This window comes from Bacillus sp. 220_BSPC (assembly GCF_001054655.1).
Lineage (GTDB): Bacteria > Bacillota > Bacilli > Bacillales > DSM-1321 > Peribacillus > Peribacillus frigoritolerans.
This window is the reverse complement of the sequence record NZ_JVPL01000175.1, coordinates 13,407-38,403: the sequence shown is the minus strand read 5'-3', so window position 1 is coordinate 38,403 and position 24,997 is coordinate 13,407. Positions and strand designations below refer to the sequence as shown.

Annotated in this window: 21 protein-coding genes and 1 other annotated feature; of the genes, 5 read left to right on the top strand and 16 right to left on the bottom strand. The window is 40.2% G+C overall.

The window, feature by feature from the left end:
* The coding region (locus ADA55_RS11915; RefSeq protein WP_048683992.1) for a DUF1641 domain-containing protein at positions 1-351 on the top strand (351 nt) is incomplete at its 5' end.
* 39 nt (positions 352-390) lie between these two features.
* Positions 391-1,572, top strand: a complete 1,182-nt coding sequence (locus ADA55_RS11910; RefSeq protein ID WP_048683989.1) for an NAD(P)/FAD-dependent oxidoreductase — start codon at positions 391-393, stop codon at positions 1,570-1,572.
* 113 nt (positions 1,573-1,685) lie between these two features.
* On the opposite strand, the gene hxlB is transcribed toward ADA55_RS11910, so the two are convergent.
* The 6 genes from hxlB to ADA55_RS11880 form a co-directional block, all read right to left on the bottom strand.
* Complete coding sequence (gene hxlB, locus ADA55_RS11905; RefSeq protein ID WP_048683986.1) at positions 1,686-2,231, bottom strand: 6-phospho-3-hexuloisomerase; 546 nt, start codon at positions 2,229-2,231, stop codon at positions 1,686-1,688.
* A gap of 2 nt (positions 2,232-2,233) precedes the next feature.
* On the bottom strand, positions 2,234-2,866 hold the full coding sequence (gene hxlA / locus ADA55_RS11900; RefSeq protein WP_048683983.1) for a 3-hexulose-6-phosphate synthase: 633 nt from the start codon (positions 2,864-2,866) through the stop codon (positions 2,234-2,236).
* Entirely contained in the window at positions 2,863-4,146 is a 1,284-nt protein-coding gene (locus ADA55_RS11895) for an MFS transporter (protein WP_048683980.1), read from the bottom strand. The genes hxlA and ADA55_RS11895 overlap by 4 nt, the downstream gene beginning before the upstream one ends.
* A complete protein-coding gene (locus tag ADA55_RS11890) occupies positions 4,128-5,099 on the bottom strand; it encodes a sugar kinase (RefSeq protein ID WP_048683977.1) in 972 nt (323 codons plus the stop codon). The genes ADA55_RS11895 and ADA55_RS11890 overlap by 19 nt, the downstream gene beginning before the upstream one ends.
* Positions 5,086-5,856, bottom strand: coding sequence for a sugar phosphate isomerase/epimerase family protein (locus ADA55_RS11885; protein WP_048683975.1), 771 nt, complete (start codon positions 5,854-5,856; stop codon positions 5,086-5,088). Before ADA55_RS11885 ends, ADA55_RS11890 begins: the two co-directional genes overlap by 14 nt.
* A gap of 72 nt (positions 5,857-5,928) precedes the next feature.
* Complete coding sequence (locus ADA55_RS11880; protein ID WP_048683973.1) at positions 5,929-6,966, bottom strand: LacI family DNA-binding transcriptional regulator; 1,038 nt, start codon at positions 6,964-6,966, stop codon at positions 5,929-5,931.
* A gap of 237 nt (positions 6,967-7,203) precedes the next feature.
* On the opposite strand from ADA55_RS11880, the gene ADA55_RS11875 reads away from it, so the two are divergent.
* Entirely contained in the window at positions 7,204-7,626 is a 423-nt protein-coding gene (locus ADA55_RS11875) for a hypothetical protein (RefSeq protein WP_048683970.1), read from the top strand.
* Positions 7,627-7,709: 83 nt separating this feature from the next.
* Here the strand turns inward: ADA55_RS11875 and argS are convergent, their stop codons facing one another.
* From argS to ADA55_RS11855, 4 genes are all read right to left on the bottom strand, one after another.
* The gene (argS, locus tag ADA55_RS11870) at positions 7,710-9,383 is read right to left on the bottom strand and encodes an arginine--tRNA ligase (protein WP_048683967.1); all 1,674 of its coding nucleotides are present in this window, start codon (positions 9,381-9,383) and stop codon (positions 7,710-7,712) included.
* A gap of 40 nt (positions 9,384-9,423) precedes the next feature.
* Positions 9,424-9,642, bottom strand: a binding site (T-box leader).
* A gap of 67 nt (positions 9,643-9,709) precedes the next feature.
* Positions 9,710-10,252, bottom strand: a complete 543-nt coding sequence (locus ADA55_RS11865; RefSeq protein ID WP_048683965.1) for a response regulator transcription factor — start codon at positions 10,250-10,252, stop codon at positions 9,710-9,712.
* Between the two features lie 93 nt (positions 10,253-10,345).
* On the bottom strand, positions 10,346-11,377 hold the full coding sequence (locus tag ADA55_RS11860) for a fatty acid desaturase (protein ID WP_048683962.1): 1,032 nt from the start codon (positions 11,375-11,377) through the stop codon (positions 10,346-10,348).
* Between the two features lie 268 nt (positions 11,378-11,645).
* Positions 11,646-12,155 carry a DinB family protein gene (locus ADA55_RS11855; protein ID WP_048683959.1) on the bottom strand — a complete coding sequence of 170 codons (510 nt, stop codon included), beginning with the start codon at positions 12,153-12,155 and terminating at the stop codon, positions 11,646-11,648.
* Positions 12,156-12,425: 270 nt separating this feature from the next.
* Here ADA55_RS11855 and ADA55_RS11850 point away from each other — a divergent pair, with 270 nt between their 5' ends.
* The gene (locus ADA55_RS11850) at positions 12,426-13,835 is read left to right on the top strand and encodes a LysM peptidoglycan-binding domain-containing protein (RefSeq protein ID WP_226990456.1); all 1,410 of its coding nucleotides are present in this window, start codon (positions 12,426-12,428) and stop codon (positions 13,833-13,835) included.
* A 24-nt stretch (positions 13,836-13,859) separates the two neighbouring features.
* On the opposite strand, the gene ADA55_RS11845 is transcribed toward ADA55_RS11850, so the two are convergent.
* Positions 13,860-14,756, bottom strand: a complete 897-nt coding sequence (locus ADA55_RS11845) for a DMT family transporter (protein ID WP_048683956.1) — start codon at positions 14,754-14,756, stop codon at positions 13,860-13,862.
* 43 nt (positions 14,757-14,799) lie between these two features.
* Positions 14,800-15,933 (bottom strand): NADH-dependent flavin oxidoreductase, encoded by a 1,134-nt coding sequence (locus ADA55_RS11840; RefSeq protein ID WP_048683952.1) that lies wholly within the window; start codon positions 15,931-15,933, stop codon positions 14,800-14,802.
* Positions 15,934-16,066: 133 nt separating this feature from the next.
* Here ADA55_RS11840 and ADA55_RS11835 point away from each other — a divergent pair, with 133 nt between their 5' ends.
* On the top strand, positions 16,067-16,933 hold the full coding sequence (locus tag ADA55_RS11835; protein WP_048683948.1) for a LysR family transcriptional regulator: 867 nt from the start codon (positions 16,067-16,069) through the stop codon (positions 16,931-16,933).
* Positions 16,934-16,998: 65 nt separating this feature from the next.
* Here the strand turns inward: ADA55_RS11835 and ADA55_RS11830 are convergent, their stop codons facing one another.
* The 4 genes from ADA55_RS11830 to ADA55_RS11815 all read right to left on the bottom strand — a co-directional run bounded on the left by ADA55_RS11830 (position 16,999) and on the right by ADA55_RS11815 (position 24,783).
* A complete protein-coding gene (locus tag ADA55_RS11830) occupies positions 16,999-17,202 on the bottom strand; it encodes a zinc ribbon domain-containing protein (protein WP_034304303.1) in 204 nt (67 codons plus the stop codon).
* A gap of 148 nt (positions 17,203-17,350) precedes the next feature.
* Positions 17,351-17,674, bottom strand: coding sequence for a hypothetical protein (locus ADA55_RS11825; RefSeq protein ID WP_048683944.1), 324 nt, complete (start codon positions 17,672-17,674; stop codon positions 17,351-17,353).
* A gap of 55 nt (positions 17,675-17,729) precedes the next feature.
* Positions 17,730-18,719 carry a DUF5050 domain-containing protein gene (locus tag ADA55_RS11820; RefSeq protein ID WP_048683941.1) on the bottom strand — a complete coding sequence of 330 codons (990 nt, stop codon included), beginning with the start codon at positions 18,717-18,719 and terminating at the stop codon, positions 17,730-17,732.
* Between the two features lie 16 nt (positions 18,720-18,735).
* The gene (locus ADA55_RS11815) at positions 18,736-24,783 is read right to left on the bottom strand and encodes a DNRLRE domain-containing protein (RefSeq protein WP_048683937.1); all 6,048 of its coding nucleotides are present in this window, start codon (positions 24,781-24,783) and stop codon (positions 18,736-18,738) included.
* Positions 24,784-24,997: the final 214 nt, after the last annotated feature.

The following is a 24,997-nucleotide window of genomic DNA, read 5'->3' as shown; positions in this document are numbered from 1 at the left end:
AAGCCTGAGGTTCAGGAATCATTGAACACTTTAGTCGAGCAGTTACCAAAACTAACTGAGTTAGTGAATATTTTAACAAAGTCTTATGATTTCGCTCAATCGGTTGCGACTGATGATGTGTTGAAAAATGATACGGTCAGCGCCATTTCGGAGATCGCGACACCTGTGGTCCATTCAGTGAAAGGACTTGCAGCAAATGCCATCGAAGCTAAGGATCGTGCAGAAGCGAATAATGATGTGATCGGTCTTTTTGGTCTGTTAAGGATGATGAAAGATCCGGAAGCACAAAAGCTTTTCCGTTTCGCCCAAGCTTTTCTTGAAGTCTCTGCAGAACGTAAAAACCAAAAATAATTTGATAAACTTTCAATCAGTAAGGACGGGGGATTAACTATGTCAAAACAAATCGTCATCTTAGGTGCAGGTTACGCAGGATTACTATCTGCTTTATCCGTACGTGAATATTACAATAAAGATGAAGTGCAGGTTACGGTGGTGAACCAATTTCCAACGCACCAAATCATCACCGAATTGCACCGTCTTGCAGGCGGATCCATTTCTGAACAAGCCGTTTCCATTCCGTTGGAAAAGCTTTTCAAAGGAAAAGATATCGACCTTGTCATTTCCAAAGTGGAGTCATTCTCGGTTGATAATAAAGAAGTGAAACTTGCCAATGGTTCCACATTATCTTATGATGCCCTGGTTGTTGCTTTGGGAAGTCAAACAGGATTCTTCGGCATTCCGGGACTTGAGGAAAACAGCATGGTCTTGAAATCCGTAAATGATGCAAACAAGATTTACAAACATATCGAAGATCGCATCCGCGAATATTCTCAAACGAATAATGAAGCGGACGCAACCATCGTGATCGGCGGCGGCGGATTGACGGGCGTTGAGTTAATCGGTGAAATCGTGGACCATTTCCCTAAAATCGCCAAAAAGTTCGGAGTGGACTTCAAGGACTTGAAAATCAAGCTTGTGGAAGCTGGTCCAAAAATCCTTCCGGTCCTGCCTGATCACTTAATCGAACGTGCCATGACAAGCTTGGAAGCACGCGGCGTTGAATTCTTGACAGGTCTGCCTGTAACGGGTGTTAAAGGAAATCGAATCGAATTGAAAGATGGACAAACGATAACGGCCAATACGCTTGTTTGGACAGGCGGAGTTGCGGCTCTTCCTATCGTAGGCGAATCAGGCCTTGAAGTGGATCGCGGCAAAGCAACCGTCAATGAGTATTTGCAATCCAAATCCCATAAAGACGTATTCGTTGTCGGCGACAGTGCCGTTGCGTTCCCTCCAGAAGGCGGCCGTCCATATGCTCCTACTGCACAAAATGCTTGGCAAATGGGTGAGCTTGTTGGATACAACCTATATGCAGCCTTTGAAGGCAAGAAACTTGAAGTATTCTCACCTGTAAACTCAGGTACACTTGCGAGCCTTGGCCGTAAGGATGCAGTGGCAACCGTTGGGGCCAATAACACGTCCCTTAAAGGCCTGCCGGCTACATTGATGAAAGAAGCAAGTAATGTTCGCTACCTATCACACATCAAAGCCCTATTCAGCCTGGCTTATTAATTCATTATCACCGTGACATGTTCACGGTGCATGCCCTTTATTCCCGTTTGGGAGTAAGGGCATTTTTCATATCAAAAAAAGGCGGGAACCCGCTGAAGGGGTCCCGCCATATTTCACTCTACATTACTATGTTTGGAATAAGTAAGCTCGTGGCTAATGGACTCCCTTAATGAATAGTCCAAGCATACTGCATCACATAAAACATGTACACATTGATCAAACAAAGAACTTAACGGCTGGATGCTTTTCGTTTCATGTTCCAAGCGATTCTTCGTTGCTGCCGGTATGACCAAGACCTCATGAGAGACATTCGCTAATTCCGATTGGTCATTCGTCGTGATCGAAAACACCTTGCAGCCCACTTCCCTGCCTTTTGCTGCAACGGATATCACACTTTTGGTCGAGCCGCTCCCGCTAATGGCTATGATCAGATCGCCTTTCGAAATAGAAGGAGTAATCGTTTCCCCGACTGCATAGACGCTTAAGCCAAGGTGCATCAATCTCATCGCAAAGGCTTTGGCCATGAAGCCCGATCTGCCTTCACCCACGATGAAGATCCTGGTGTCGGACCGTAAATGTTTTAGGAGCGCATCCGTTACCCCTTCGTCCATTTTGTGAAATACACCGTTCATTTCTTCTAAAATAACCCCAATTTCCATCTTCAAACTTCCTTCACACCTTTCTTCCCATTCACCGTTTCCTTAAATAGACGGGCAGCTTCTGCTGGATCCTTTGCTTTTGTAATCGCCGAGCCAATGATGATGACATCCAGTCCCTTCCTGACCATTACAGGCAAGGACGAAAGAGCGATCCCTCCTGCTGCAGCCCTCATGGATCCAGCATGATTTCTCATATTGATCATGGCATGACCCGAATTTTCCTGGCTGTCCTTGCTTACATGCTCACAGAATATCGCCTGACGGTAAATCCGTAATTGCTCAAGCCGGGTATCGGATACATTCAATAAATCAATCATGATCTGCCCCTTGTATTCACACGCTTTTTCCAGGCATTTTTGAATGGTTACATCTGAAGCAGCCCCCATTACCGTAGCTACATCAGCCCCGCTTTGAAAGCAAAGATCCATTTCATAAACCGCATTGTCCATCGTCTTCATGTCGGCAACGATTTTTTTATCCGGAAAGTGATTTTTCATTTCTTTGATGCTATTCACTCCGAATTCTTTAATCAGGGAAGTCCCCACCTCAATCCAATCAATCGAGGCTTCCACGCTTCGTGCCATTTCAATGGCTTCCTCCATATTCATGCGATCCAACGCCAGCTGAATTTTCATGACGAAACCGCCTCCATTTGCTTGACTGACGTAACCGCAGGCTTTTTAACCATCAATGTGAGTAACGCTGAAATCAATAAAGATCCCGCCATGAAAATATAGGATGCTCCGGGCCCGCCGGTCAATCCGTTTAAATATCCGACGAAATAGGCACCTACAAATGAGCCAAGCGCCCCCATACTATTAATCAAGGCCATTGCCCCGCCAGCCACATTCCTTGGGAGGATTTCAGGAATGATGGCAAAGAACGGTCCATACGGTGCATACATCGCACCACCTGCAATAACCAACAGGGCATATGAAAGCCAGAAATTCGATGTGCCGAGCATGAAGGACCCGAAGAATGCGATTGCCCCCACAAGCAGCGATGTCCAAACGAACGTTTTTCGATTTAATGTTTTATCCGAAAAATAGGATAGTGCCAGCATCGAAATGACCGCTAATAAATAAGGTCCGGATGAAAGCCAGCCCGTTGCCACTATATCCATGCTCGACGCTTGTTTAATAATGGACGGCAGCCACATGACGAACCCATAAACCCCGATGCTCCACATGAAGTATTGGATACTGAGCACGATGACCTGCTTTGACTTAAAAGCTTCCCTATAATTTTTAACAGGTTTTAATGCAGCCTGTTCTTTCTGGAGGGTCGCTTCCATATCTAGCTTTTCCTGATCTGTAAGCCACTTGGCATCTTTGGGACGGTCATTGACGAGCTTATACCAGATAAACGCCCAAAGGACAGCCGGAAGTCCTTCAATGATGAACAGCCATCTCCAGTCGAATGCCTTCAATAGGTAGCCGGAAAGGATCGACATCCACAATACAGTAACTGGATTACCCAGAATCAAAAAGGTGTTGGCCCGGGAGCGTTCTTCTTTTAGAAACCAATGGCTTAGGAAAACGAGCATCGCGGGCATAACAGCGCTTTCAACAACACCAAGCAAGAAGCGAATCGGATAGAGCCATGCCACACTTGTCGCCATCCCCGTCAATGTCGCCAGTCCTCCCCAGAGAATCAAGCTCCAAAAAATCAGGATTTTGGCACTTTTCTTTTCTGCGTAATGTGCACCTGGAACTTGAAAGAAGAAATAACCAAGGAAAAACAGCGCGGCCAGAAAGGAGGATACCCCCGCTGTGATATTAAGGTCTTCCCCCATTCCTCCCGCTACGCCAAACCCATAGTTGGCACGGTCGAGATAGGCGAGACTGTATGTGATGAACACTAAGGGGATCAATCTCATCCACCTTTTTCTCGAAGCTACTTGTAATTGAGACATGATTGAAGCACTCCTTTTTTCATAAAGTGTTCTAGCTCTTCCATATTAGGAAGGCCATCGTGATCTCCGGAAGACATCACGGCCTTGGCCCCTATCGCATTTCCGCGTAAAACTGCTTCTTCATTCGATGCCCCTTCCAGTAAAGCGCTGATTACCCCGACAGCAAACCCGTCTCCTGCCCCTACGGTATCCACGACTTCCGTTACGGTAAAACCAGGTACCTCCTTCCTTTCATTTTGGGTTGCAAAGTAGGCCCCTTCTTCCCCGAGTTTAATCACCACAAGCTTAACACCGAGTTCGAGGTAGTAACTGGCGATATCCTCCTTGTTGCTGTATCCTGTAAGAATTTCCCCTTCCTGTATTCCGGGAAGCAGCCAATCCGCCTCTTCCGCAAACATATTGACGATGCTGATCATCTCCCTTTCATTCGGCCAGAGTAATGGACGCAGATTTGGATCGAATGAAACGGTTGCACCCTTTTGTTTCAGATGCTTCAAGACTTGCCATGACAGCTCTCTGAAACTGCCGGAAATGGCAGGAGGTATCCCCGTTAAATGCAGGTGCTGTGTTGAAGGGAGTTTCTCCAAGGGAAAGTCCTCCAGGGAAATCTTGCTGGCGCTTGAATTCTTCCTAAAGTATTCAACGACCGGATCTCCTTGTTCGACTTTGGATTTTAACTGGAACCCAGTTGGATTGAGTGGATCCATCAAAACATTGGAGACATCCACCCCCTCATTTGTGAGCGTTTTCATAATCATGCGCCCGAACGAATCATCCCCCACCTTGCTCATCCATGCAGTTTTAATCCCTAACCTTGACAGGCCGATTGCCACATTGGTTTCGGCCCCTGCCACATAACGCTTATAACGCATGCAATCATCGAGGCTGCCCGAATCCTCAGCAATGAACATCGCCATTGCCTCTCCCATCGTCAGTACTTTAAGCTCCTTCATGGCTGACCTCCTGTTCCATTTTCATAAGTGAAATATAAGTCGCTGCATTTTCCAATGTTACCGGGAACTCAATCGCTACCGGACAAGCGCCATTAAACTTTTCCAATAACTCCATTACCTCAGGCAGCAGCGGCATCGATACCGGCTCAGTCACCCAACCCTCTTTCTCGCGCTTCACTTGCTTCAAATGAATATAGTCCACATATCCCGCTAAATCCTTCGCAGCTTCCATTGGAACTTCTTCTGTATACAGCCAATTGCCCGTATCAAATGTCAGTCTAATCGGGATATCGAACTTTTCGGAGCAACTCAGGAAATGAGCGATCCGATTTACATTTCCACCGCCAAGCGTCTGATCGTTCTCGATGGTGATTTTCATTTCACGGTTTTGCAGATTTTCCACCAAGGCTTCATTCATTCGAAACATATCTGTTTCAAAAAAATTGTAGTTTCCTAGAGGCATCTTCAGCAATTCCGCTCCCAATTCACCCGCTTCCCTTGCCAAGCATTTAAAACCTATTTCATTCATTTGATGGTTTGAACCGATCAGGAAATCAGGAGCGGAATAATAAATGGCCAAGTTAAGTCCCCTGCATAAGGCACCCAATTCTTCCAGAGAATCATCCGGCGTCAACAATTCCTTTCTGATTTCGATTCCATCAGCTCCAGCTGCTGCTACGAGTTTTATGATTTCAAGATGTCCGAGCGCTTGAAGCCTTTCGGCCGGTATTGAATTCATGCATACAAAGACTTTCATATTAATCCTCCTGACCCCAAAATGGTATCGGTACCATTTTGGGAGTTAATAAAGTCTTCAAGTTTAGAAGACTTATGATTTTTTTATAAATGGAGTCGTTTCCCTTATATTCAATTTCGCTTGATACGCCATTGTCTGCGCTGGGGAAGCCTGTCCATCAATGCGCCGCAGGATCATTTCCATAGCAGCGACCCCGATTTGGTATGTGGGCTGTTCAATCGTTGTAATGCCCGAATAAACGATGGTGCTCCAATCCGGATTATCAAATCCCATCATTGCTAAATCTTCCGGGACCGACAGTTTCTTTTCTTGTAAAAGTAAAATTAATTTTAATAGCACGACACTATTTGCCGTCAATATAGCTCTTGATACACCTTTTGAGTCATCTAAAAAATGCTGGAGCTTGGACTCGACATCTTTTAAATCATCGACATTGACCTCATAAACATCTTCTGAACTCGGATGACTGTGGCTCATCAACGTTTGCTGAAAGGATAGCCGCCGCTCATGCCTGGTACTGACATTGCTGGCAGGTTCACTGAAAAATGCAATTCGTTCATAATTTTGGCCAACCAAATAATTGACAGCTTGTGAAGTAGCCTGAAAATTATCCAATCCTACCGTATCGATTTCAAGATCCGGCACCTTCCGATCCAAAAGGATGACCGGGGTCTTTTGCTCTTGCATCTGTTTTAGCATATCGTGATTACCGCCAGTCGTATGAATGATAAGCCCGTCGATGCGATGGGATAAAAGCATATCAAAATAGCCTCTTTCCTTCTCAGGGTTATTATCCGAATTGCAAATCATCAGATTATATCCATTCTGGCTGCATATATCCTCAGCCCCCCGAAGGATGGCCGTCGTATATGGATTGTTGATGTCCGCCACGATGATTCCAATCAAATAACTCTTATTGCTTTTGAGCCCTCTTGCCATCGTGTTTGGGCGGTACTCCATTTTGTTGATCGCCAGCTCGATTTTCTTACGGGTTTTGTCAGAGAGTTCATCAAATCTCCCCCCTAAATACCGGGAAACAGAGGTCTTTGAAACACCTGCTTCTCTAGCAACATCGTAAATTGTAACCTTTGCGTTTTCTTGTTTAACCATTACATTCATCCATTCGCGAATTTTGGAACCGGTTCCATTTTTATAAATATTAACACATTACCAATGAATGTCAATCCATTTTATTCAAATTCTTTTTCTCCGCTGAAAATGGATAGCCCATGGATCGACGCCAACTTCAAATACCAAGCTGACAGACCGCCTCCTTCATTTCCCCATATTAAAATACATTAACAAAATTGTATAATATAAACAGTTACAGAGAGGGGAAGGCTTTTTTTGATGAAAAATAAATATTCAAAATGGTTACTTGTTGTAGTTATATGTATGGGTGTTGCTATCGGAGGTTATATGTATTATTCCAATATTGCAATTGGGGGCACATCTGATAATGGTATGTGGAAAGCAAATTATAAAAAAAACTCTGATGAAACAGTTGGCGGATGGATTGGACATGTTCAACAAAAGTCTGGTGGCAAGGTCAAGATAAAAGAAGTAAGCTTTACTGATAATGGAAAAACTTTAGTGGAACATAAGGGATTTACAGAAGGAAAAAGTGAAGATGGCTCTATTACAAAATTAAATCCATTATCAACGGATTTTTATTTGGGAGATCCTCCAAAAAAAGAGCATGTGTACAAGTTGCATATTACATGGGAGAAAAAAGGACAGCCCATGACAGATACCTTTCTTCTAAAATAAAAGAGCTTACGTTCATGCCAGGATTTATCTGATAAATTATGGAGCCATTTTGAAAAGAAAATGGCTCCTTTTATAGACATGCATTACATTTTATTCGGCGCTGAAATTCCCAATAAACTTAGCGCATCCTTCAATACGATCGCAACGGAAAAAGCGAATGAGAGCTTCATTTGTTTCCATTCATCTTCCACTAAGATTTTTGAATGTGCATAATACTTATTGAATGCACGCGATACATGCAAGCTGAATTTCGCGATTTGTGATGGATCGGCTTGTTCAAATGATTTTTGGACAATGATCGGGTATTGCTCCAGCAGCTGGATGACTGGCCACGCATATTCGCCTAAAGCATCATATTGGATGGCCTGCTCTTTAAAATCACCTTTTTCAAGCAAGGAGGAAATTCGCGCATATGTGTACTGTACATATGGACCTGTTTCTCCCTCAAAATTCATCATTTGCTCTAATGAAAAATCAATATCGTTCATACGGTTATTTTTTAAATCATTAAAGATTACCGCTCCGACACCGACTTGTCTTGCAACCAGTTCTTTCTGTTCAAGCGCTTGATTTTTTTCTTCAATATTGCGCTTCGCAGTTTCGATCGCCTCTGCCAATACATCCGCAAGCAGCACGACTTTCCCTTTACGGGTCGACATTTTCTTACCGTCTTTTAGCATCATGCCAAATGCTACGTGCTGTAAGTCTTTTGACCACTCATACCCCATTTTTTCAATGACGTTAAAGAGTTGTTTAAAGTGCAGGGATTGTTCGTTTCCGACCACATAAAATGTTTTCTTTGCCTCATACTGTTTTTTACGATACATGGCTGCAGCTAAATCACGTGTGGCATAAAGTGTCGCACCATCCGTTTTCGTAATCAAACACGGCGGCATATCTTCCAATTGCACGACATAGGCACCATCTGAAAGGGCAAGCAGGCCTTTTTCTTTTAGTTCCCCGACAACCGCATCCATTTTATCATTGTAAAATGCTTCGCCGGCATAGGAATCAAAACGGATGCCCAATAAATCATAAATCGTCTCGAATTCTTTTAAAGACGCATCCCTGAACCATTTCCACAATGCCAGTGCTTCCTCGTCCCCGTCTTCAAGCGACTTGAAGCTTGCGCGTGCTTGTTCATTCAATGATTCATCGGTTTCTGCCCTTTCATGGAACTTCACATAGATTTTCAATAATTCCTCAATCGGCGAAGCTTCGATTGCCTCTTTGTCCCCCCACAGCTTATACGCGACAATCAACTTACCGAATTGCGTGCCCCAATCTCCTAAATGATTGATACGCACGGCATTGTAGCCATTTTTTTCGGCAATGTTGGCCAGTGCATTCCCTATGACCGTAGAGCGTAAGTGCCCCATGGAAAAAGGCTTGGCAATATTCGGGGAGGAATAATCAATCACGACATTTCCCTTTCCAGTCTGCATCGAACCATACTGATCCTTTTCCCTTAATATCGTTTGCAGCACATTTTCCGTCACCATCTGTTGATTGACGAAGATATTCAGATAACCTCCCACTACGTTCACTTCTTGAATCAACGTACTGTTTAATTGTTGGGCTATTTCCGACGCAATCACCTGAGGCGATTTTTTGAATTTTTTCGCAAGAGTAAAGCACGGAAAGGCGACATCACCTAACTCCATCATTTTCGGCTTTTCCATTAATTTTTCTATTTCACTTGCTGGCATTTCATTGTTCAAAGCAGTTGAAATCAGTTCTGCAATTGGTTTATTCATCGACATTTTCCCTCCTAAACAAAAAAGCCCCCGCCTCTAAATAAGAGACGAGAGCATGAATTCCCGTGGTACCACTCTAGTTGCCACAAATTGCGGCCACTTTCCATTGTTAACGAGGTGACTCCCCGATATTCCCTACTGAACGTTTCAAGAAATTTCTCCAAAGTGCGCTTCATTCATCCGACCTGCATTAGGCTCCCACCATCCCTAACTCGCTTTCCATTTCAAAATGAACTACTCTCTTCATCACAGAATTTTCAATATTATAATTTAATCCATCGTACACAATTTAAAAAAACGTGTCAACAGAATTTAAGAAACAAATCCTAACCAGCCGGTAACTTCATTTTATCCTTGATGTTCGAAAAATATTTTCTTACTGTCCCAATTGTGCCGCTTTGATTGGACGGCTCAATATTGGATGGACCATCGGCTAACAGCCCTAACACTCCCATTTCCCGGCCATTATGGCTGGAAGGCCCATCAATAAGCTCTGGGGAGTATATTCGCTTGCCATCCATTATGCAGCGAATCGAGCAGGCTAACTCTTCACCCGGGTTATCCTTCAATAAATAACCACTTACATCAGCCTTTAATGCGAGTTGAAAATAACCAGTCCTTCGAAATGTCGTTAAAATGACCACTTTGCATTCAAATGACCTTAATGCTTCTGCTGCCTCAAGTCCGCTCATTACAGGCATCTCCATATCCATGATACACACATCAGGCCGTAATTGGTTTACAAGAGCCATCGCTTCTTCTCCATTACTGGCTTGCCCGACAATTTCTATATCTTCTTCAAGATTGAGTAGAGAACTTATTGCCTCTAACAGCATTTGCTGATTCTCTGCAATGACAATTCGAATCATTTTTAAGTTCTCTCCTTTATCGAGTTCCTTATATGAAGCAAAGACTCCCCAAATCCGAGGATTATTAAGGGAGTCTGGAATGATACATGAACGTTACAGTTCAGATTTCACTTGAGTTGGAACACTTTTTTTCGTTAAATATTTTATGTCCTTGAAACTGACGAAATTCTTGGATTCCTCATCCCATAAACGGAAACGGAGTGAGCGCAAGCTTGTTGCAAGAGTGATCGTCGGAACGTTCTCTAAAGGCTGCGTATTATTATGCGCCATTTCCAATTTATAGTTAGGCACCCTTGGACTTAAATGATGAACATGATGGTAACCGATATTACCAGTAAGGAACTGCATCAGTTTTGGAAGCTTATAAAAAGAACTTCCCTCCACTGCTGCCAATACATATTCCCACTCTTCATTTTCTTCAAAATAAGAGTCCTCGAATGTGTGCTGGACGTAAAACAGCCAAATGCCGATTGAACCAGAAATCATGAAAATGGAACCTTGTACCAGAAGGAACGACTGCCAGCCGACTGCCAGGCAAAGCAATGCCGCAAAAACGACGATTAATACATTCGTCAAATACGTATTATTTTTTTCCTTCTTTCTAGCGCCTTTACGGTTAAATCTATTTTTAAGAAGGAAAACATAAATCGGCCCCAAACCAAACATGACCAATGGATTACGATAAAAACGATAAGCAAAACGAAGTTTAAACGGTGCAGCCAAATACTCATCTACCGTAAGGGTCCAAATATCACCTGTACCCCGCTTATCCAAATTACCGCTTGTTGCGTGATGCACAGAATGCTCATGTCCCCATTGATCAAACGGGAATAAAGTCAAAACACCCATGATCGTACCGACTATTCTATTCGCACGGCGGTCTTTGAAAAATGAATGATGCGTACAATCATGAAAAATGATGAATATTCTCGTCAAGAATCCTGCAGCAAACACAGCTGGGATTAAGGCTAACCAATAAGAAACGGAAAGACTTATATATGCTAGGTACCATAGAATGATGAACGGCCCCAGGGTATTGATGATCTGCCATATACTTTGCTTTGTCGTTGATTGTTCAAAAGGAGCAATTTGTTTTCTCAGGGATTTCGTATTTTGCAAGGTCATATTTCAATTGCACTTCCTTTTATTTGTCGTTATCCATAGTATAAAGAATCCAACCTGATTTTATTAGTACCAGGTGTCATGACTAGAAGATGACAAATGTCATGTACAAGTCATTTCCAGTGACAAACGTAAAAAAGGCCAACCAGGAAGAACCGGTTAACCTGTACACATATATAGGATTTCGTTATCTTCAAAATAACAGGCGGCCTTACTTTAAGAACAGGACTGTCAATGCTTACAGTCCCATCAGTAAGCAAATGAAGGCCCGTTACTCCCCTTTTAAAAATAAATAAAGACCATAATCCGTCGAAGTTGAGGCATACCCCATTTGGCGCAACATGGCCGTGATATTGCCGCGATGATAGGTTCCATGATTCACGACATGCGGTACCAATTCGGCTGCACTTGTTTTCATTTGTCCTCCAGCTGGATTCTCAATTATAAGAGGTTTATGTATATTTTCTTTTTGGCCAAGCAGCGATTTGTACCGCTCGGACAACTCAATAAACATGGCCTCCATTTCCTCTAATTCCTTTGACTCCATTTGTTCCTTCAGTTGTTCAGCCAGCTCCAATGCATGTTTCATGCTTTTACCGGAAAAAACCTCCGCCCACCCCAGATCGGAAAGATACACATGGGCCATCACACTCGATATCGATGAAAACACACTTTGAACTTCCTGATGGTAAACATCCTTTGGAAGCTCTTTTAAACGGTTGAAAATCTGATTATTTGCCCAAATGTTGAAATCATAAAACTGTAATGAAAAATTTGACATATAAACTCTCCCCTTCTATTTACAAATCAATTGCCCTTCATACGGAATAATTCGTCCCACACGAAGGTTAGTAATGCCTTTCCACAATGTACCTCTATTTATATGGCTATTCTCCATAGTAAACTAGTAAAGTTAAATTTTACAAAGGGGAATAAAATCATTGTGAAAAAATTCTTTGGATGTTTTATTATGTTAAGCCTTCTTTGTATGTGTCTCTTTCCAACCAGTGGTCATTCATCAAGTAAAACCCAATCCATAGGTTCTGTTAAATTGGACAATACAAAAGTTTTTAGTTCTCCTAAATTAGGTTCCACTCTATTAAAGACCTTAAAGAAGGGAGAAGAGTTTCCCATCATTTCTACTTCCGTTGGGGATTCCGCGGGGCCCGTCATTCATAAAGTGAAGTCTGGAAACACACTATGGAAAATAGCAAATCAATATGGTGTTTCAGTAAGTGAGCTGCAAAAAGTAAATAAATTAACCTCTTCCGAAATAACTGTTGGCCAAAACCTGAAGATCCCCCAGAAATATAAGATCCATAAGGTTGTATCGGGCGATACATTGTGGAAGATCTCTAATAAATACAAGGTAACAACAAGTGATTTGACGAAATTAAATAACTTACACACGGTTACCCTTAAAGTGGGCCAAAAATTGAAGGTTCCGGATTATTACTACCAGGTTCAATTGCTTGGCGGAAAAAAGGGCTGGATAAAGAAATCCCAGCTTCAAAAAAAGACGCAAAATCGTATCGTCATGGGCTGGAAGCATAATGGATCGAAAGAAAGCTATACCCAGCAACTTAAACACCCCAATTTGAATGTAGTATCTCCCCGTTCTTATACGCTGACGGATACCGGTAATTACGTTTCCGTTTCTGTAGATACAAAATACATCCAAGCTGCCCATAAACAAGGAAAACAAGTTTGGCAGCTTATCGGGAATAAATTTGACCCTGTATTAACTGGTTCTGTACTAGGCAATACAAAAAAGCGCCAAAAATTAGTTTCAGCTTTACGCGATTCACTTGTTAAAACGAAAAGTGATGGAATAAATGTGGATTTCGAAAACATCGACCCAAAAAATAAGAAGGACTTTGTACTTTTCATCGGCGAACTAAAAAAGGCACTAAAACCGCATGGAATTAAAGTGTCTGTGGATGTCACCCGAGAAAACGAAGACCCTTATTGGTCAAAAAGCCTAGATAGGAAAGCACTTGGCAAAATAGCGGACCATATAATCATAATGGGTTATGACGAGCATTGGGGAGGGAGCCCGGTAGCCGGGTCCGTTTCCTCGTTACCTTGGATCAAAGAAGGAACCAAGCTTTTAATGAAAGAAGTACCAGCTCACAAGATCATATTGGCTGTACCATTTTATACGAGAGAATGGGAAACCGATTTGTCGACCAAAAAAGTGAAAAGTCATGACCGTACCATGGCTGAGGTCAACAAAATCATTTCAACTCAAAAACTTAAAAAGGTATGGGATAAACAGACGCAACAAAATTACGTGGTGTACACTTCCAAAGGGAAAAAGCATCAAATTTGGATAGAAGATAAGAAATCGATGAAGCTCCGTATGGACCTGGTTAAACAAAATCATCTAGGCGGTGCAGCTGCTTGGTACATTGGATCAGAAACCCCTGACATTTGGGATGTCTATCATTTTAATCAATAGGTACATGCATAAAGGGAAAAGGCCTCACATTGTGTGCGGCCTTTTCTGCATGACATCATTTTCAGTGGGTCCAGTCGTCTTAAGTGAATAGACCACCCCAATAAATATCAAGGAAATACCCAGAATTTGAATACCGTCCGGTTTAAATCCTGAAAGCAGAATATCCAAAAGGATGGCAACTGCCGGATCGACAAAAATCATGAAAGATACTACATTTGTAGGCAAATGGCGAATACTATTAAAAAACAGCAAATACACGACGCCTGTATGGATGATGCCGGTAAGCACCGTATAAAACCATTCGGAAGATTTTAACGTTGTATATACGGAATAATCGACAAAAGGAATCAGTAATAGAAATCCAATGAACATTTGCAGAAATGTGGTCGCATATACACTCGTCTTTGTAATGCTCTTTCCTAAAAGCATGGTTGCCGCATAGAAGAAGGCAGCAATGATTCCATACACAATGCCCTCCCATTCAGGAGAAGATGATCGAAATCCATCTGTTCCCATAATGAGTAATGTGCCAATGAAGCAAAGGGAAATGGCCAAGATGGAGAATACATTCATTTTCTCCCTAAAAATGAGGCTCCCTATAATGAGTACAAGGATCGGCGCTAAATGATAAAGCGAAATGGCGATTGTCACCGATATCAGCTCAAAAGATTTAAAGAGGAATATCCAGTTTAACAAGTTGGCCACCGCGCAGAAAATGATCAGCATTACCTCCCTGCCATTCCATATTTCGTTCTTGAAATGTCCGGTAATCATCCAGGCTGCACATAAGAATACGGCAGCACAAATGCAGCGAACAAAAACCAATTCCAATGCAGGAAGTCCCGATAGTTCCGAAAAGAAACCGACAGAACCAAAGATTGTCATGGCTAGAGACAGTTGAAGAAGTGCTATTTTATTCATTTAATTTCCCCTCATGAAATTTCCAATTTTTACATTCATACTATCATTTCTCGGGCATGCCGTCACGAGTAATGATATTCGCCCACATTTGATCCGGAATACTTAATGTACACCTGCTATCGCGCGGTAAGGTCGTCTTGATCTCGTCTTCCCTGCCTTCCATTATTTTGGCGGCCCAGTCCGGTTCCATCAGCAATTCCCTTCCCAATGCGAAAAGCGGTATATTTTTCTCAAGCACAGCATTTGCTTCCTCTGGAGTATGGATCGATCCAAGTGATACGAAACTGGTCCTGCCAGCGATGACATCGCGGAGAATTTCGGTCCTTGTCAATTCCCTGTTCAATCCGCTTCTAGGCATGGACCAGACATTTTTAACAGAAAGATGTAAATAGGAAAGCCCCTGAGTTGCCAATTCATCTACCCATGCCGCTGTATCATCCATTTTCAATCCGCCTTCTTCCGGTTCTTCGGGGGAGAAGCGATACCCAATAACGAATTCCTTGTCTGCATAAAGATCACGGATCCGCTTCACCTCCGCGATGACGGCAAGTGGAAAATGCATTCTATTCTTCAAACTCCCTCCCCAATGATCTCTCCGTCTGTTGGAGTGGGGTGAGAAAAACTGCTGCAGGAGATAGCCATTCGCTCCATGGATTTCCACACCGTCGAATCCTGAACGAATGGCATGGCGGGTGGCTCTTCCAAAGTCTTGAATAGTGGATAGAATTTCAGTGTGGCTCATTGACCTTGGAATGTACTCTTCGCCCATTCCTTTATAAACGCTTGCAATGATTCCGCTCGGACTAACCATTTTTTCTCCGCCTGTACAGCTTGGAAGGCTCTCGCTTCCGCCATGATGAAGCTGGAGAATGGCTTTTGCACCTTTGGATTTGATTGTTTTTGAAAGCTCAGTGAGTCCAGCGATGCTTTGTTCATCATATACTTTCATTTGCCGGGGAAAGCTTGTCGCAACAGGGGAAATGGCGGCAGCGGCAGTAATGAACATGGCAGGTCCATCTGCCCTTCTTTTATAGTAGGCTAATTCCTCGTCAGAAACCAAGCCATCCTCTTGACCTGAATAAGTGGTCATCGGCGCAACTACAATCCTGTTTTTAAGAACCGTTCCATTAGAAAGCGTGTACGGTGAAAACATTTGCCCGTATTTCCGTTTCATCATTTTCCATCACCCATTCGTATTTTAATTTGTAATTTTATTGTATTCTCGACCACATCATAAGTAAAATGAATGTTTTTCATTACTTGGATTAGAGTTTCTCATGTATAATTCATAGAAGAAGGGTGTGGGGCATTTGAATTTTTTTCAAGTGGAAGTCTTTTTACATGTTGTTGAACACGGAAGTTTTACGAAAGCGGGAGACCGGATCGGACTGACTCAATCAGGCGTGAGCCATAACATTACAGCACTTGAAACAGAACTTGGTGTGACTTTACTGAAGCGTGACCGAAAAGGAATAGCACTCACGACTGCGGGAGAACAAGTCATTCCACATATGCGGGCCATTGCTGCCAACCTTGCACATATCGAACAAAAGATTGCAGCTGTGAATGGAATGGAAATCGGTAAAATAACGATTGGCAGTTTTCCAAGCTTCACTGCCAGATTCATACCAAAGCTATTCTCTATCTTTAAAGAAAAATACCCTAATATCGATTTGCTGATTCATGAAGGTGGATATGAGGAAATCTTAACATGGATCGAAGAAGGAACAGTGGACATCGGCTTTGCAGCAAAACCAGTGAAGAACGTGGACTTCATCCCTCTGCTAAATGATCCTCTATCAGCTGTCGTATACGAAGGCCATCCGCTTTCAGGGAAAACCTCATTGAACCTGGAAGACTTCGTTGATCAACCATTCATCATGCTGAGATCTGGCTGTGAAACACTCATAGAAGATAGATTCCTGGAAGCCAAGATAAAACCAAACATTTCATACGACATTAAAGACAATCAAACGGTGCTCTCAATGGTAGCGGGAAAATTAGGCATCACGATTATGCCAGACCTGGCTTTACCGGAAAAACCCGAACGCATCAAAAGCCTGCCCTTGAACCCGGAACTTTCACGGGAGATCGGATTGGTCATGAAATCAGCTAAACACCTATCACCCGTCGCCAAGGAATTTACAAAAGTCGTTCAAGATCACTTCATCGGGTAATGGGCAGTATGAAAAAAACAAGAATCCCCTTTTCATGTAAAAGGGGATTCTTGTTTTGCCAATGATCATCCCAAGAATAGATCCAGCAGATTACTGCCTGCAGATGATTGCCTATTATAAAACTCCGAATAACCGCACTGCTTGCAATACACAACCGTAAATTGATTATTCTGGACATCGAACATTTTTGACAAGCCAGTTCCTGTCATGGCTACATCCTTCTTAGCAGCATCATTGCTTCCGCATTTCATACAACCCTTTTCGCTCATGATCCTTCATCTCCCAAATTTATTAAAATGATAAATGCTTATAAATACCGGAGCTTCCCGGCACCGTTCATACTTACATATACGGATAACGTGGATAAATGGTTTCGGAATTCATGCAAAAATATGTAAATTCCATTGAGTACTCTTTTTATTGGCTGCCTTTTTTATTACGGTTAGATTTTATGGTAGGCAAAGCATTATACACACTAATTGCAAAATAATAGATTAAAATCATATGCATAGCATCTCTTATAGGAACGGGGGTATCATCAAGCTTAAAAATAGCAAATAATGCATATACCCCAACAAATATGACGATGCGATAAAGAATATGTTCATAAAAAATTTCATCTATCATTACATCATTTACGAAAAAAGGGGTGTTTTTCTTATTATTATATATTTGATCCCTCCACAGGTAGAAACTGTCTTCCTCAAAAAAAGAAAAGCTCTGTAGAAAATCCCCTTCCACAAAGCTTTCTTCAAATCTATTAGTATTTTACAAAGATAGAGTAGTGACAGGCGCTTTATTTACGCTTTGAAAATAATGTATTTCCTGTCCCATCTGTTTTAACTCGGAAGATGTCTTCTTGACCATCTATTTTGTAGTAGATCAAATTATCCAGCATATTTATATCTGATACTTCTTTATCTAGTACTAATTGATTTTGTTCGCCATTTTTTTTCATCTTATAGATATGGTACTTATCACTTGGATTCAAGTAATAAATCCAATTTTCATCAACGATTAAGGATGAAAACTTCTGATCGGTTATTTTTATTTCCTTACCATTTTGTTTATCGACTTTATACAAGTGCTCTTCTGTATCTGTATAATAGAGAAAATGCTCATCTGCATCATCAATAATCTGAGTATACGAAACTGTATCATTTAATTTCTTTATATTTTCTCCGTTTAGTGACATCGAATATAGTTTTCCTTCATCACCATCTTCATCTATAGGTTTATAAAAGTAAATCTGTTCACGATCAACGTAGAAATTCATTGTAACTTCCGATTTTGGTGAATATATTTGAACCTTATCCGTCCCGTCCAAGTTCATTTTATAAATACCATTCTTAATCGAATCATAATAGTAAACCTGATCATTTTTTACTTGAACATAGTCAGCACCTTTGACTAATTTTTCTCTTTCCGATCCATCCAATTTTACTCGATATAACATCGGTACATCTGAAAAAGGCATTACTGTATAATAAACCCATTCCTTGATTACATTTATATCACCAAAGCCTTTTGAAGTGAGTTTTACCTCATTTCTCCCATCTTCTTTTTTTGCCATAATGGCATTATTGCTAAAAGGAATAGTGGAATCATTAAATTTCATATAAATTAAAAGGTTGTCCTGCTTAGCGACAAATCCGTGATTGATCATATTACTATATGAATTCCCGGTTACATTAGGCATTTCAGGCGCTTCCAATCCTTTCGTTTGTTCATTTTCACAACCCATTACTAAAACTATCAGCACTAAAACAACGAAGTATTTTTTCATTTTACCTACCCTCTCATTAAAAATAACGGGCCATTGCCTTATGGGCCATATTTGGAGTTTTAAGAGCAACCGCGTTGTCTACTTTCCATTTATTTTTCCAACTTATTGACTTGTTTAAAACTTTCCCCGATAACATTAAACAATTTCTAAGTCCCACACTATAATATGTTTTATGGCTTTTAACATAATATGCATAATCTAAAGATTTTTGGAAACTCCCTTTAATATATACAGATTTATCAAACTTATATTTATAACCGTCATGGTCCGAAATATACTTCAGAGAAGGTTTACTTTTCTTCATAAATTTAACTACCACCTTTGGTTTAGACAAAGCAATATTACCATCATTACCAAAATAAAAATAATACCATCCTTTCCCTTGATTCCCTTTTCCATAAAGAACTAATGATGTATGTCCAAAACCACTTGCTCCATTTGATGCGGTAATCCACATAGCATCATTACCATCTGGATCTATATAATTCACCGGATTATTATCAGCATACGTATACCCATTCTGTGAAATTGGGTCATCCTCGTCACCAGGTTGCGGATCTAAAGCTAGGAAGCTACCGTTCTCTGGATTATAATAACGTGCTTGAAGATAGTAATTTTTTGTTTCTACATCGTAATAATATCCCGCATAACGAATTGGGTTAACTTGAGCCAGTCCGCCGTCTTCCGTTAATACATTTCCGTAGGTATCGTACGTATAAGAACCTACTTCTTTTCCTTTGTTATCACGTATAGATACAACATCGCCGCGATGATTTGTCCAATAGTGATACACTTGTTCCTTCCAGTTACCACTTTCATCTTTTTCACGAATAATCATACCTATAGGAGTATATCCTTCCCACTGATAATTACGATACTGTTCGATAGATTCACCATTCCATAGAACTTCTAATGTCAATTGATTTCCATCGTAATAATATTCATGGGTTTTTTTGCCGATAATTTTTTTCGTCCGTAATCCTGCTTCATCATAGTCGTAACGTGCCACTTCATTCCCTTGTAAATCAGTGACTCTTGTTTGATAACCAAGGGCATTGTACTCATATTTAAATTTTTCATCCTGTAGCAAGTTCCCATCATCGTCATACTGATAGCCTTTACCATTTTTAGTTTCAATCTGATTACCTGCGTTATAAGTAAAGGTATCAGTTTTGTCCCCGTGTGTACTTTCTTTGCGATTCCCTACTTCATCGTAGCTATATTTATTAATCGTGCCATCTGGTAGTTCCTCTTGAGTCAATTGGCTATTTTCATCAAAAGTAAAACTTACAACGCCTTGTTCACTTCTTTCTTCTTTGATGTTACCTGAACCATCATACTTATAATCATATCTTATACTTGTGTCATTTCCTTGCGTGTAGTCAATACTTTCTAATAGGTTACTTTGATTAAAAGTATTGGTTCTCTGAAATAGATTGTCATTGACTGTCACTTTATTTTGATTATTCACTAGATCATAATCGTAATCAACCATCATCCAATTTTGTTCGCCTACTCCAACAGTTCGTCTATCTTTTTTACCATCATCTGTATATTTGAGGGATTGTTCCACCATCCATGGTGTGTTATTTTGAGCATAACTTATGGTTGAATTAAGTGGCCGTTCATTCTCATCATACGTATATCCAATATTGTATTTCCCTTGTTTATATGACTTCAGTAGATCCGTATCATAATAGGTAAAGTCCTTTTGAAGGAGTGTTTGATCAGATTCTAAGTCCTTATAGGTTAAACTTTCTACTTGTCCTCCATCAGTATACGTATGAATCGACTGTAACAATTCACCTTTAGATGGGGTTGAAGCTGTTACACTTTCTACTTGATTCATTTCATCATAAGAATAATGCAACTTATTTCCAGATGGTTGTAATTCATTGGCTATATTTCCATTTGAATTATAATCGTAAGTAAAGATCATACCAGGAAAGGTTGCTTTATTGAGTTGATCATTATCATTATATTCGTAGGTTTTGTTTCGGCCCAAAGCATCGGAAAGATTTGTTATATTCCCATTTTTATCATATTTATAATTAGTGGTTTTTCCCTTTCCGTCTGTTACTCCCGAAATCACGTTTGGCTGTAGTGGATGATACTCGTAAGAAACAGTTCTTTCTCCAGCATCTGTTTTACTCTTTATGTTTCCGAACTGGTCATAAGAGGTACTTGTGTACTGTCCTTTAGGATCTTTTATCGTTATCTTTTGTTTTAGATCATCATAATTGGTTTCCAAATACGTCTTATTCGGATAGATTACTTTTGTTTTCCTACCAAATGAGTCATATTCGTACTTTGTTGTTTCTTCACCAATCTTCGTGCTAGACAGATTTTCCCCTTCGTATGTGTTAATCGTCAGAGTGCCCTTTGGATCGGTGGTTTTGGTTACCCGGTTTTTACTATCATATTCATACGAAGTCGTTCCGTTAGGGTCTGAGGTGGTTTTCAAATTCCCGTTAGAATCATAGCTGTTAGTGCTGTTTAGTCCTTCTTCATCAACAGATTGTAATACGTTGTATTGATCATCATATTGGAAGCTGGACGTTGTTTCATCACTATTCATGATTTCGCTAACGGCAAACGTTCCTTTTTTCATATCTCGTTTATAAACCGTCTCATTGTCGTCTGTATCTGTCACCGTAAATTCATTTTTTGCCTGATCATAACGGTACGTAGTAGAGACGGATATGGATGCATCTTTTTCTTGTTTGTCGAATACTTTCAATTCATTTTCATCATAAAGATATTTGGTTTCATTCCCCTTGCCATCTACATAAGATGCTAGTTGGCCTAGTGAATTATAGGAAAGCCTTTCTGTGATACTTTCCGTTGTGCGCGAATCCTTCGTTACTATGGATGCCAACTGCTTATTCTGATATCCAATTTCCTTCCAATTACTTCCGTATCCTACTTTATTGATTAGTCCATCAGTGTTATAGGTTAATTGAATACTAGTCCGAATTTTATCGCCTTGTTGATTGACTTCAGAGATTTCGGATAACTTATCTAGAGTGTAAAAAAAGCGGATTGTATTTTGATTGTTATCCTTGTAGGCATATAATCGATATTCTCTATTTTTACTCGAATTCCCCTCGAAGATTTTTGATAATCCATCTTTTTCTTTCAGGATAAATCCTTGTGCACCATTAACCGTTTCCTTTGTTAGTGTTAAATATTTCCCTTTTGGAGAGATATATTTTTTATTGCTAGAATCATAGCTAAATTCATGTTTGGTTCCATCTTCATCATAATAGATGACTTTTGCTGGTTCTGTGCTTGTAGCATCTGCTTCTACAAGATTTTCATTTCCTGCAAATGTCCACCCTTGCCCAAGCGCAGAAGTACGAGTGGACCGTGAATTATAGTAACGGGTAAAATCAAACCCCAAGAGTCCTTGAGTGAATAGGGATTGATCCGTGAACTCCATGACCATATTCCCCGTCGTTACATTGACGGAAGCTGTTGCATTTCCAAATGAGTGGTCTTCATAAGTGAAATAATCTTCTAACCCGTTTAAATCTTCTCTAGGATCAACTGATGCGGTTGCTTTATTCGAAGCAGGACTTAAACCACGATTTCCTGTAACTTTACCCTGTTCTGTTTCTGAAGCATTATCGTCGTCCACAAAATAGGCTTTAACCGTTGCGGAATAATTTGATAAAACACCATAAATAGGTTCTGATGTGAAAGACGTATTGCCTTTTACTTGATATATTTTACTTGTTTTATCATCTGAAATCTGTACCTCGTAATATTTTGCTGAAGGTGTCGCATCCCACTTCACTGTCAAACTACTTTTGTTATTGACCATATCCACTAAATTACTAGTTAGCTTTGCATTTTTAGGTGCATATAGTGGAATGTATCCATAGTTAACATCAGATGAAGCAGAATCCCCTGCTGCAGAAATTGCTTTGACTCGAATACTATAACGATTTGAACCATTTCCATAAGTAATACTAGGGTCAATTGGTAATTCTGTTCCTTTACCTATACTTGTCGATTTGTCTAATTCGACTGGATAAAGTTCTTTAATCTCATTTTTCAAATCCGCATCCGTAGGCCAGATCTTTTTCCCCTTTGTACTGACACTGGTTACTTTACCTACCGAAAATTCTTTATATTTTGTACCATTCCAAATAAGAACTTTATAACCCGTTGCATTAGTCACTGGTTTCCAGGAAATATCAAGCCAACCACGCCCTTTATTTACTGTATCTGTTTCCGGGTACGCATATGGTTTTACTGTTGGAATATCCGGAATTCCCACTTGCACAACTGGTATGGATTTGTAAATCGCTGTTGAAGCCGGGCTATTTCCATTTGCAAATTTTGCTATAACACGAAATCCGTAATCTTTTTTCGTAGTTGTCGTTCCACTTTTCGCGCTATAAAAAGCACTTGGATCTACCGGTAATTCAACACCCGTACTATCCGTTTTATACGTGGTACTTGTTGAATAAGGAGCTTTAGGGAAAATCTTTTTTCCCTTTGATGACCAACTTGTAGATGTACCAGAATAAATGGTCTGATAACTCTTACCATCATACATTTGCAAATCATAAGACTTTGCTCCATGAACGGAACCCCACTTAACATCAATATATCCATCAGCCTTCCCCTCACCATAAGAGTAAGAACTGACTGTAGGATTCTTCATCTTTTCATAGTGGTAACTAATGACCAATTTAGCTTTTTTCGCACTTTCTGCTGCCGTGATTTTTTTCCAATGTGTTTTGCCATTTCCGTTCGTATGGAATTTAAATCCATAGTTTTCTCTTGTACCGTTCACCCAAGCCTGGATCGTATTCTTAACATCAAAATAAGCCCACTGATCCCTAGCAACAGACGTACTCGTTATTTTGGTGGATGATGGCTTATTGTTCCAAGTTAATTCATCTACATACCATTGTGCTTTTACCTCATCTACCCATATATCCGTTTTTGTATCGACATAATAAGAATGGGTAACGTAGGCAGCTAATTCAGCAGAATCAATGGCTGCACCCTTTAAATCCCCAATAACACTAAATTTAATAAATGGGTAATTGGTTCCTGTAGTGCTATCATAATATCCTGTTTTTAATACATATTCCCCTTGTGATGGATCCCATTCTTTATTGTAATTGTTATTCGGATAGGCACTCATCACGAATGTATCTCCCAATGCATCAATCGATACAGAAGGGTCAATATAAATAGGGAAGACTCGCTTAGACGAAGATAGCCATTCTTTACTAGCATTTAAAACTAACTCATAACTATCGTCCGACTTTTTATTTAAATCATAATGGATATCTGTTGATCGTACACCGTCGCCTAACGTGTCGTTATAGTTTGAATCCACCATTACAGGCTTTGGTAAGGTGAAAACTGATTTCTCTTTAGATTCATTTTCATAGAATCCTATTGATCCGTCCTTTTCAACTTGACCGTATAAATCCGTTTGAATGGTATAGTGAAATTCATTGATTCCATTATATTCATTCATAATCCAATCTTCTTTTACCTCATTATTTAAGGCAACATGCCGTAAATCAATATTCGGGTATAAAGATTTATGAGTTATTGAATTATCTTCTTTTACTGAACCCGATGTATAAGTTGGTTCAGTTTGCTTCTCTCCATCAGAGGCATGTGTTAACTCAAATGATAACTTGTGTTCACCAGATTGATAAATTAAAGGCTTATCTTGCCCTAATTTTTCAGGAAACATAAATTCCAAGTTTGTTGTTTCTGTCTCTATGTAGCCCTTATTATCGCTTTCCACTAACTCCTCGGAAATGGTCTTGTACTTTCCGTCTACTTTGTTATGTATTTCTTCTGGATAAATCTCTTTAACAAAGTTTCCTTCTCCATCAGTGAATGTTTTTGAACTTTCCGTTCTTTCTTTCACCACTTCATCCAAATTGTCAGTATTGATTGTTTCCTTTTCATTTTGTATTGTCTGACTCGTATTATCACTTGAAGCACCTGTATAACTAGGCAACAAGCTACATAGCAAAGCCAAAATCAAAATCGATGCAATGTACTTCCTGAATTTAAACAATATATTTCCTCCAATTCCAATTAACTCTAACAGATTATACATCAGTAAATATATCTAGTAAATTAGTAAAAATATCAGAATATTAACAAAATATATCAAAACACACATACTTATTAACCATTACAAAAGAATCTTTTATATATAATGAATTTTATATAATCATAAGTGTTTAAGTTAAAATACCTATTTCCGGTTAAATAACTCAATTTATATA

Excerpts from the sequence above, each read along its gene's own strand:
- ADA55_RS11910 (WP_048683989.1), top strand. The coding sequence starts at position 391 with ATGTCAAAACAAATCGTCATCTTAGGTGCAGGTTACGCAGGATTACTA.
- ADA55_RS11880 (WP_048683973.1), bottom strand. The coding sequence starts at position 6,966 with ATGGTTAAACAAGAAAACGCAAAGGTTACAATTTACGATGTTGCTAGA.
- argS (WP_048683967.1), bottom strand. The coding sequence starts at position 9,383 with ATGAATAAACCAATTGCAGAACTGATTTCAACTGCTTTGAACAATGAA.
- ADA55_RS11860 (WP_048683962.1), bottom strand. The coding sequence starts at position 11,377 with ATGACCTTGCAAAATACGAAATCCCTGAGAAAACAAATTGCTCCTTTT.
- ADA55_RS11845 (WP_048683956.1), bottom strand. The coding sequence starts at position 14,756 with ATGAATAAAATAGCACTTCTTCAACTGTCTCTAGCCATGACAATCTTT.
- hxlA (WP_048683983.1), bottom strand. The coding sequence starts at position 2,866 with ATGAAAATTCAGCTGGCGTTGGATCGCATGAATATGGAGGAAGCCATT.
- ADA55_RS11840 (WP_048683952.1), bottom strand. The coding sequence starts at position 15,933 with ATGATGAAACGGAAATACGGGCAAATGTTTTCACCGTACACGCTTTCT.
- ADA55_RS11830 (WP_034304303.1), bottom strand. The coding sequence starts at position 17,202 with ATGAGCGAAAAGGGTTGTATGAAATGCGGAAGCAATGATGCTGCTAAG.
- ADA55_RS11885 (WP_048683975.1), bottom strand. The coding sequence starts at position 5,856 with ATGAAAGTCTTTGTATGCATGAATTCAATACCGGCCGAAAGGCTTCAA.
- ADA55_RS11890 (WP_048683977.1), bottom strand. The coding sequence starts at position 5,099 with ATGAAGGAGCTTAAAGTACTGACGATGGGAGAGGCAATGGCGATGTTC.
- ADA55_RS11895 (WP_048683980.1), bottom strand. The coding sequence starts at position 4,146 with ATGTCTCAATTACAAGTAGCTTCGAGAAAAAGGTGGATGAGATTGATC.
- ADA55_RS11855 (WP_048683959.1), bottom strand. The coding sequence starts at position 12,155 with ATGTCAAATTTTTCATTACAGTTTTATGATTTCAACATTTGGGCAAAT.
- ADA55_RS11820 (WP_048683941.1), bottom strand. The coding sequence starts at position 18,719 with ATGAAAAAATACTTCGTTGTTTTAGTGCTGATAGTTTTAGTAATGGGT.
- hxlB (WP_048683986.1), bottom strand. The coding sequence starts at position 2,231 with ATGGAAATTGGGGTTATTTTAGAAGAAATGAACGGTGTATTTCACAAA.
- ADA55_RS11865 (WP_048683965.1), bottom strand. The coding sequence starts at position 10,252 with ATGATTCGAATTGTCATTGCAGAGAATCAGCAAATGCTGTTAGAGGCA.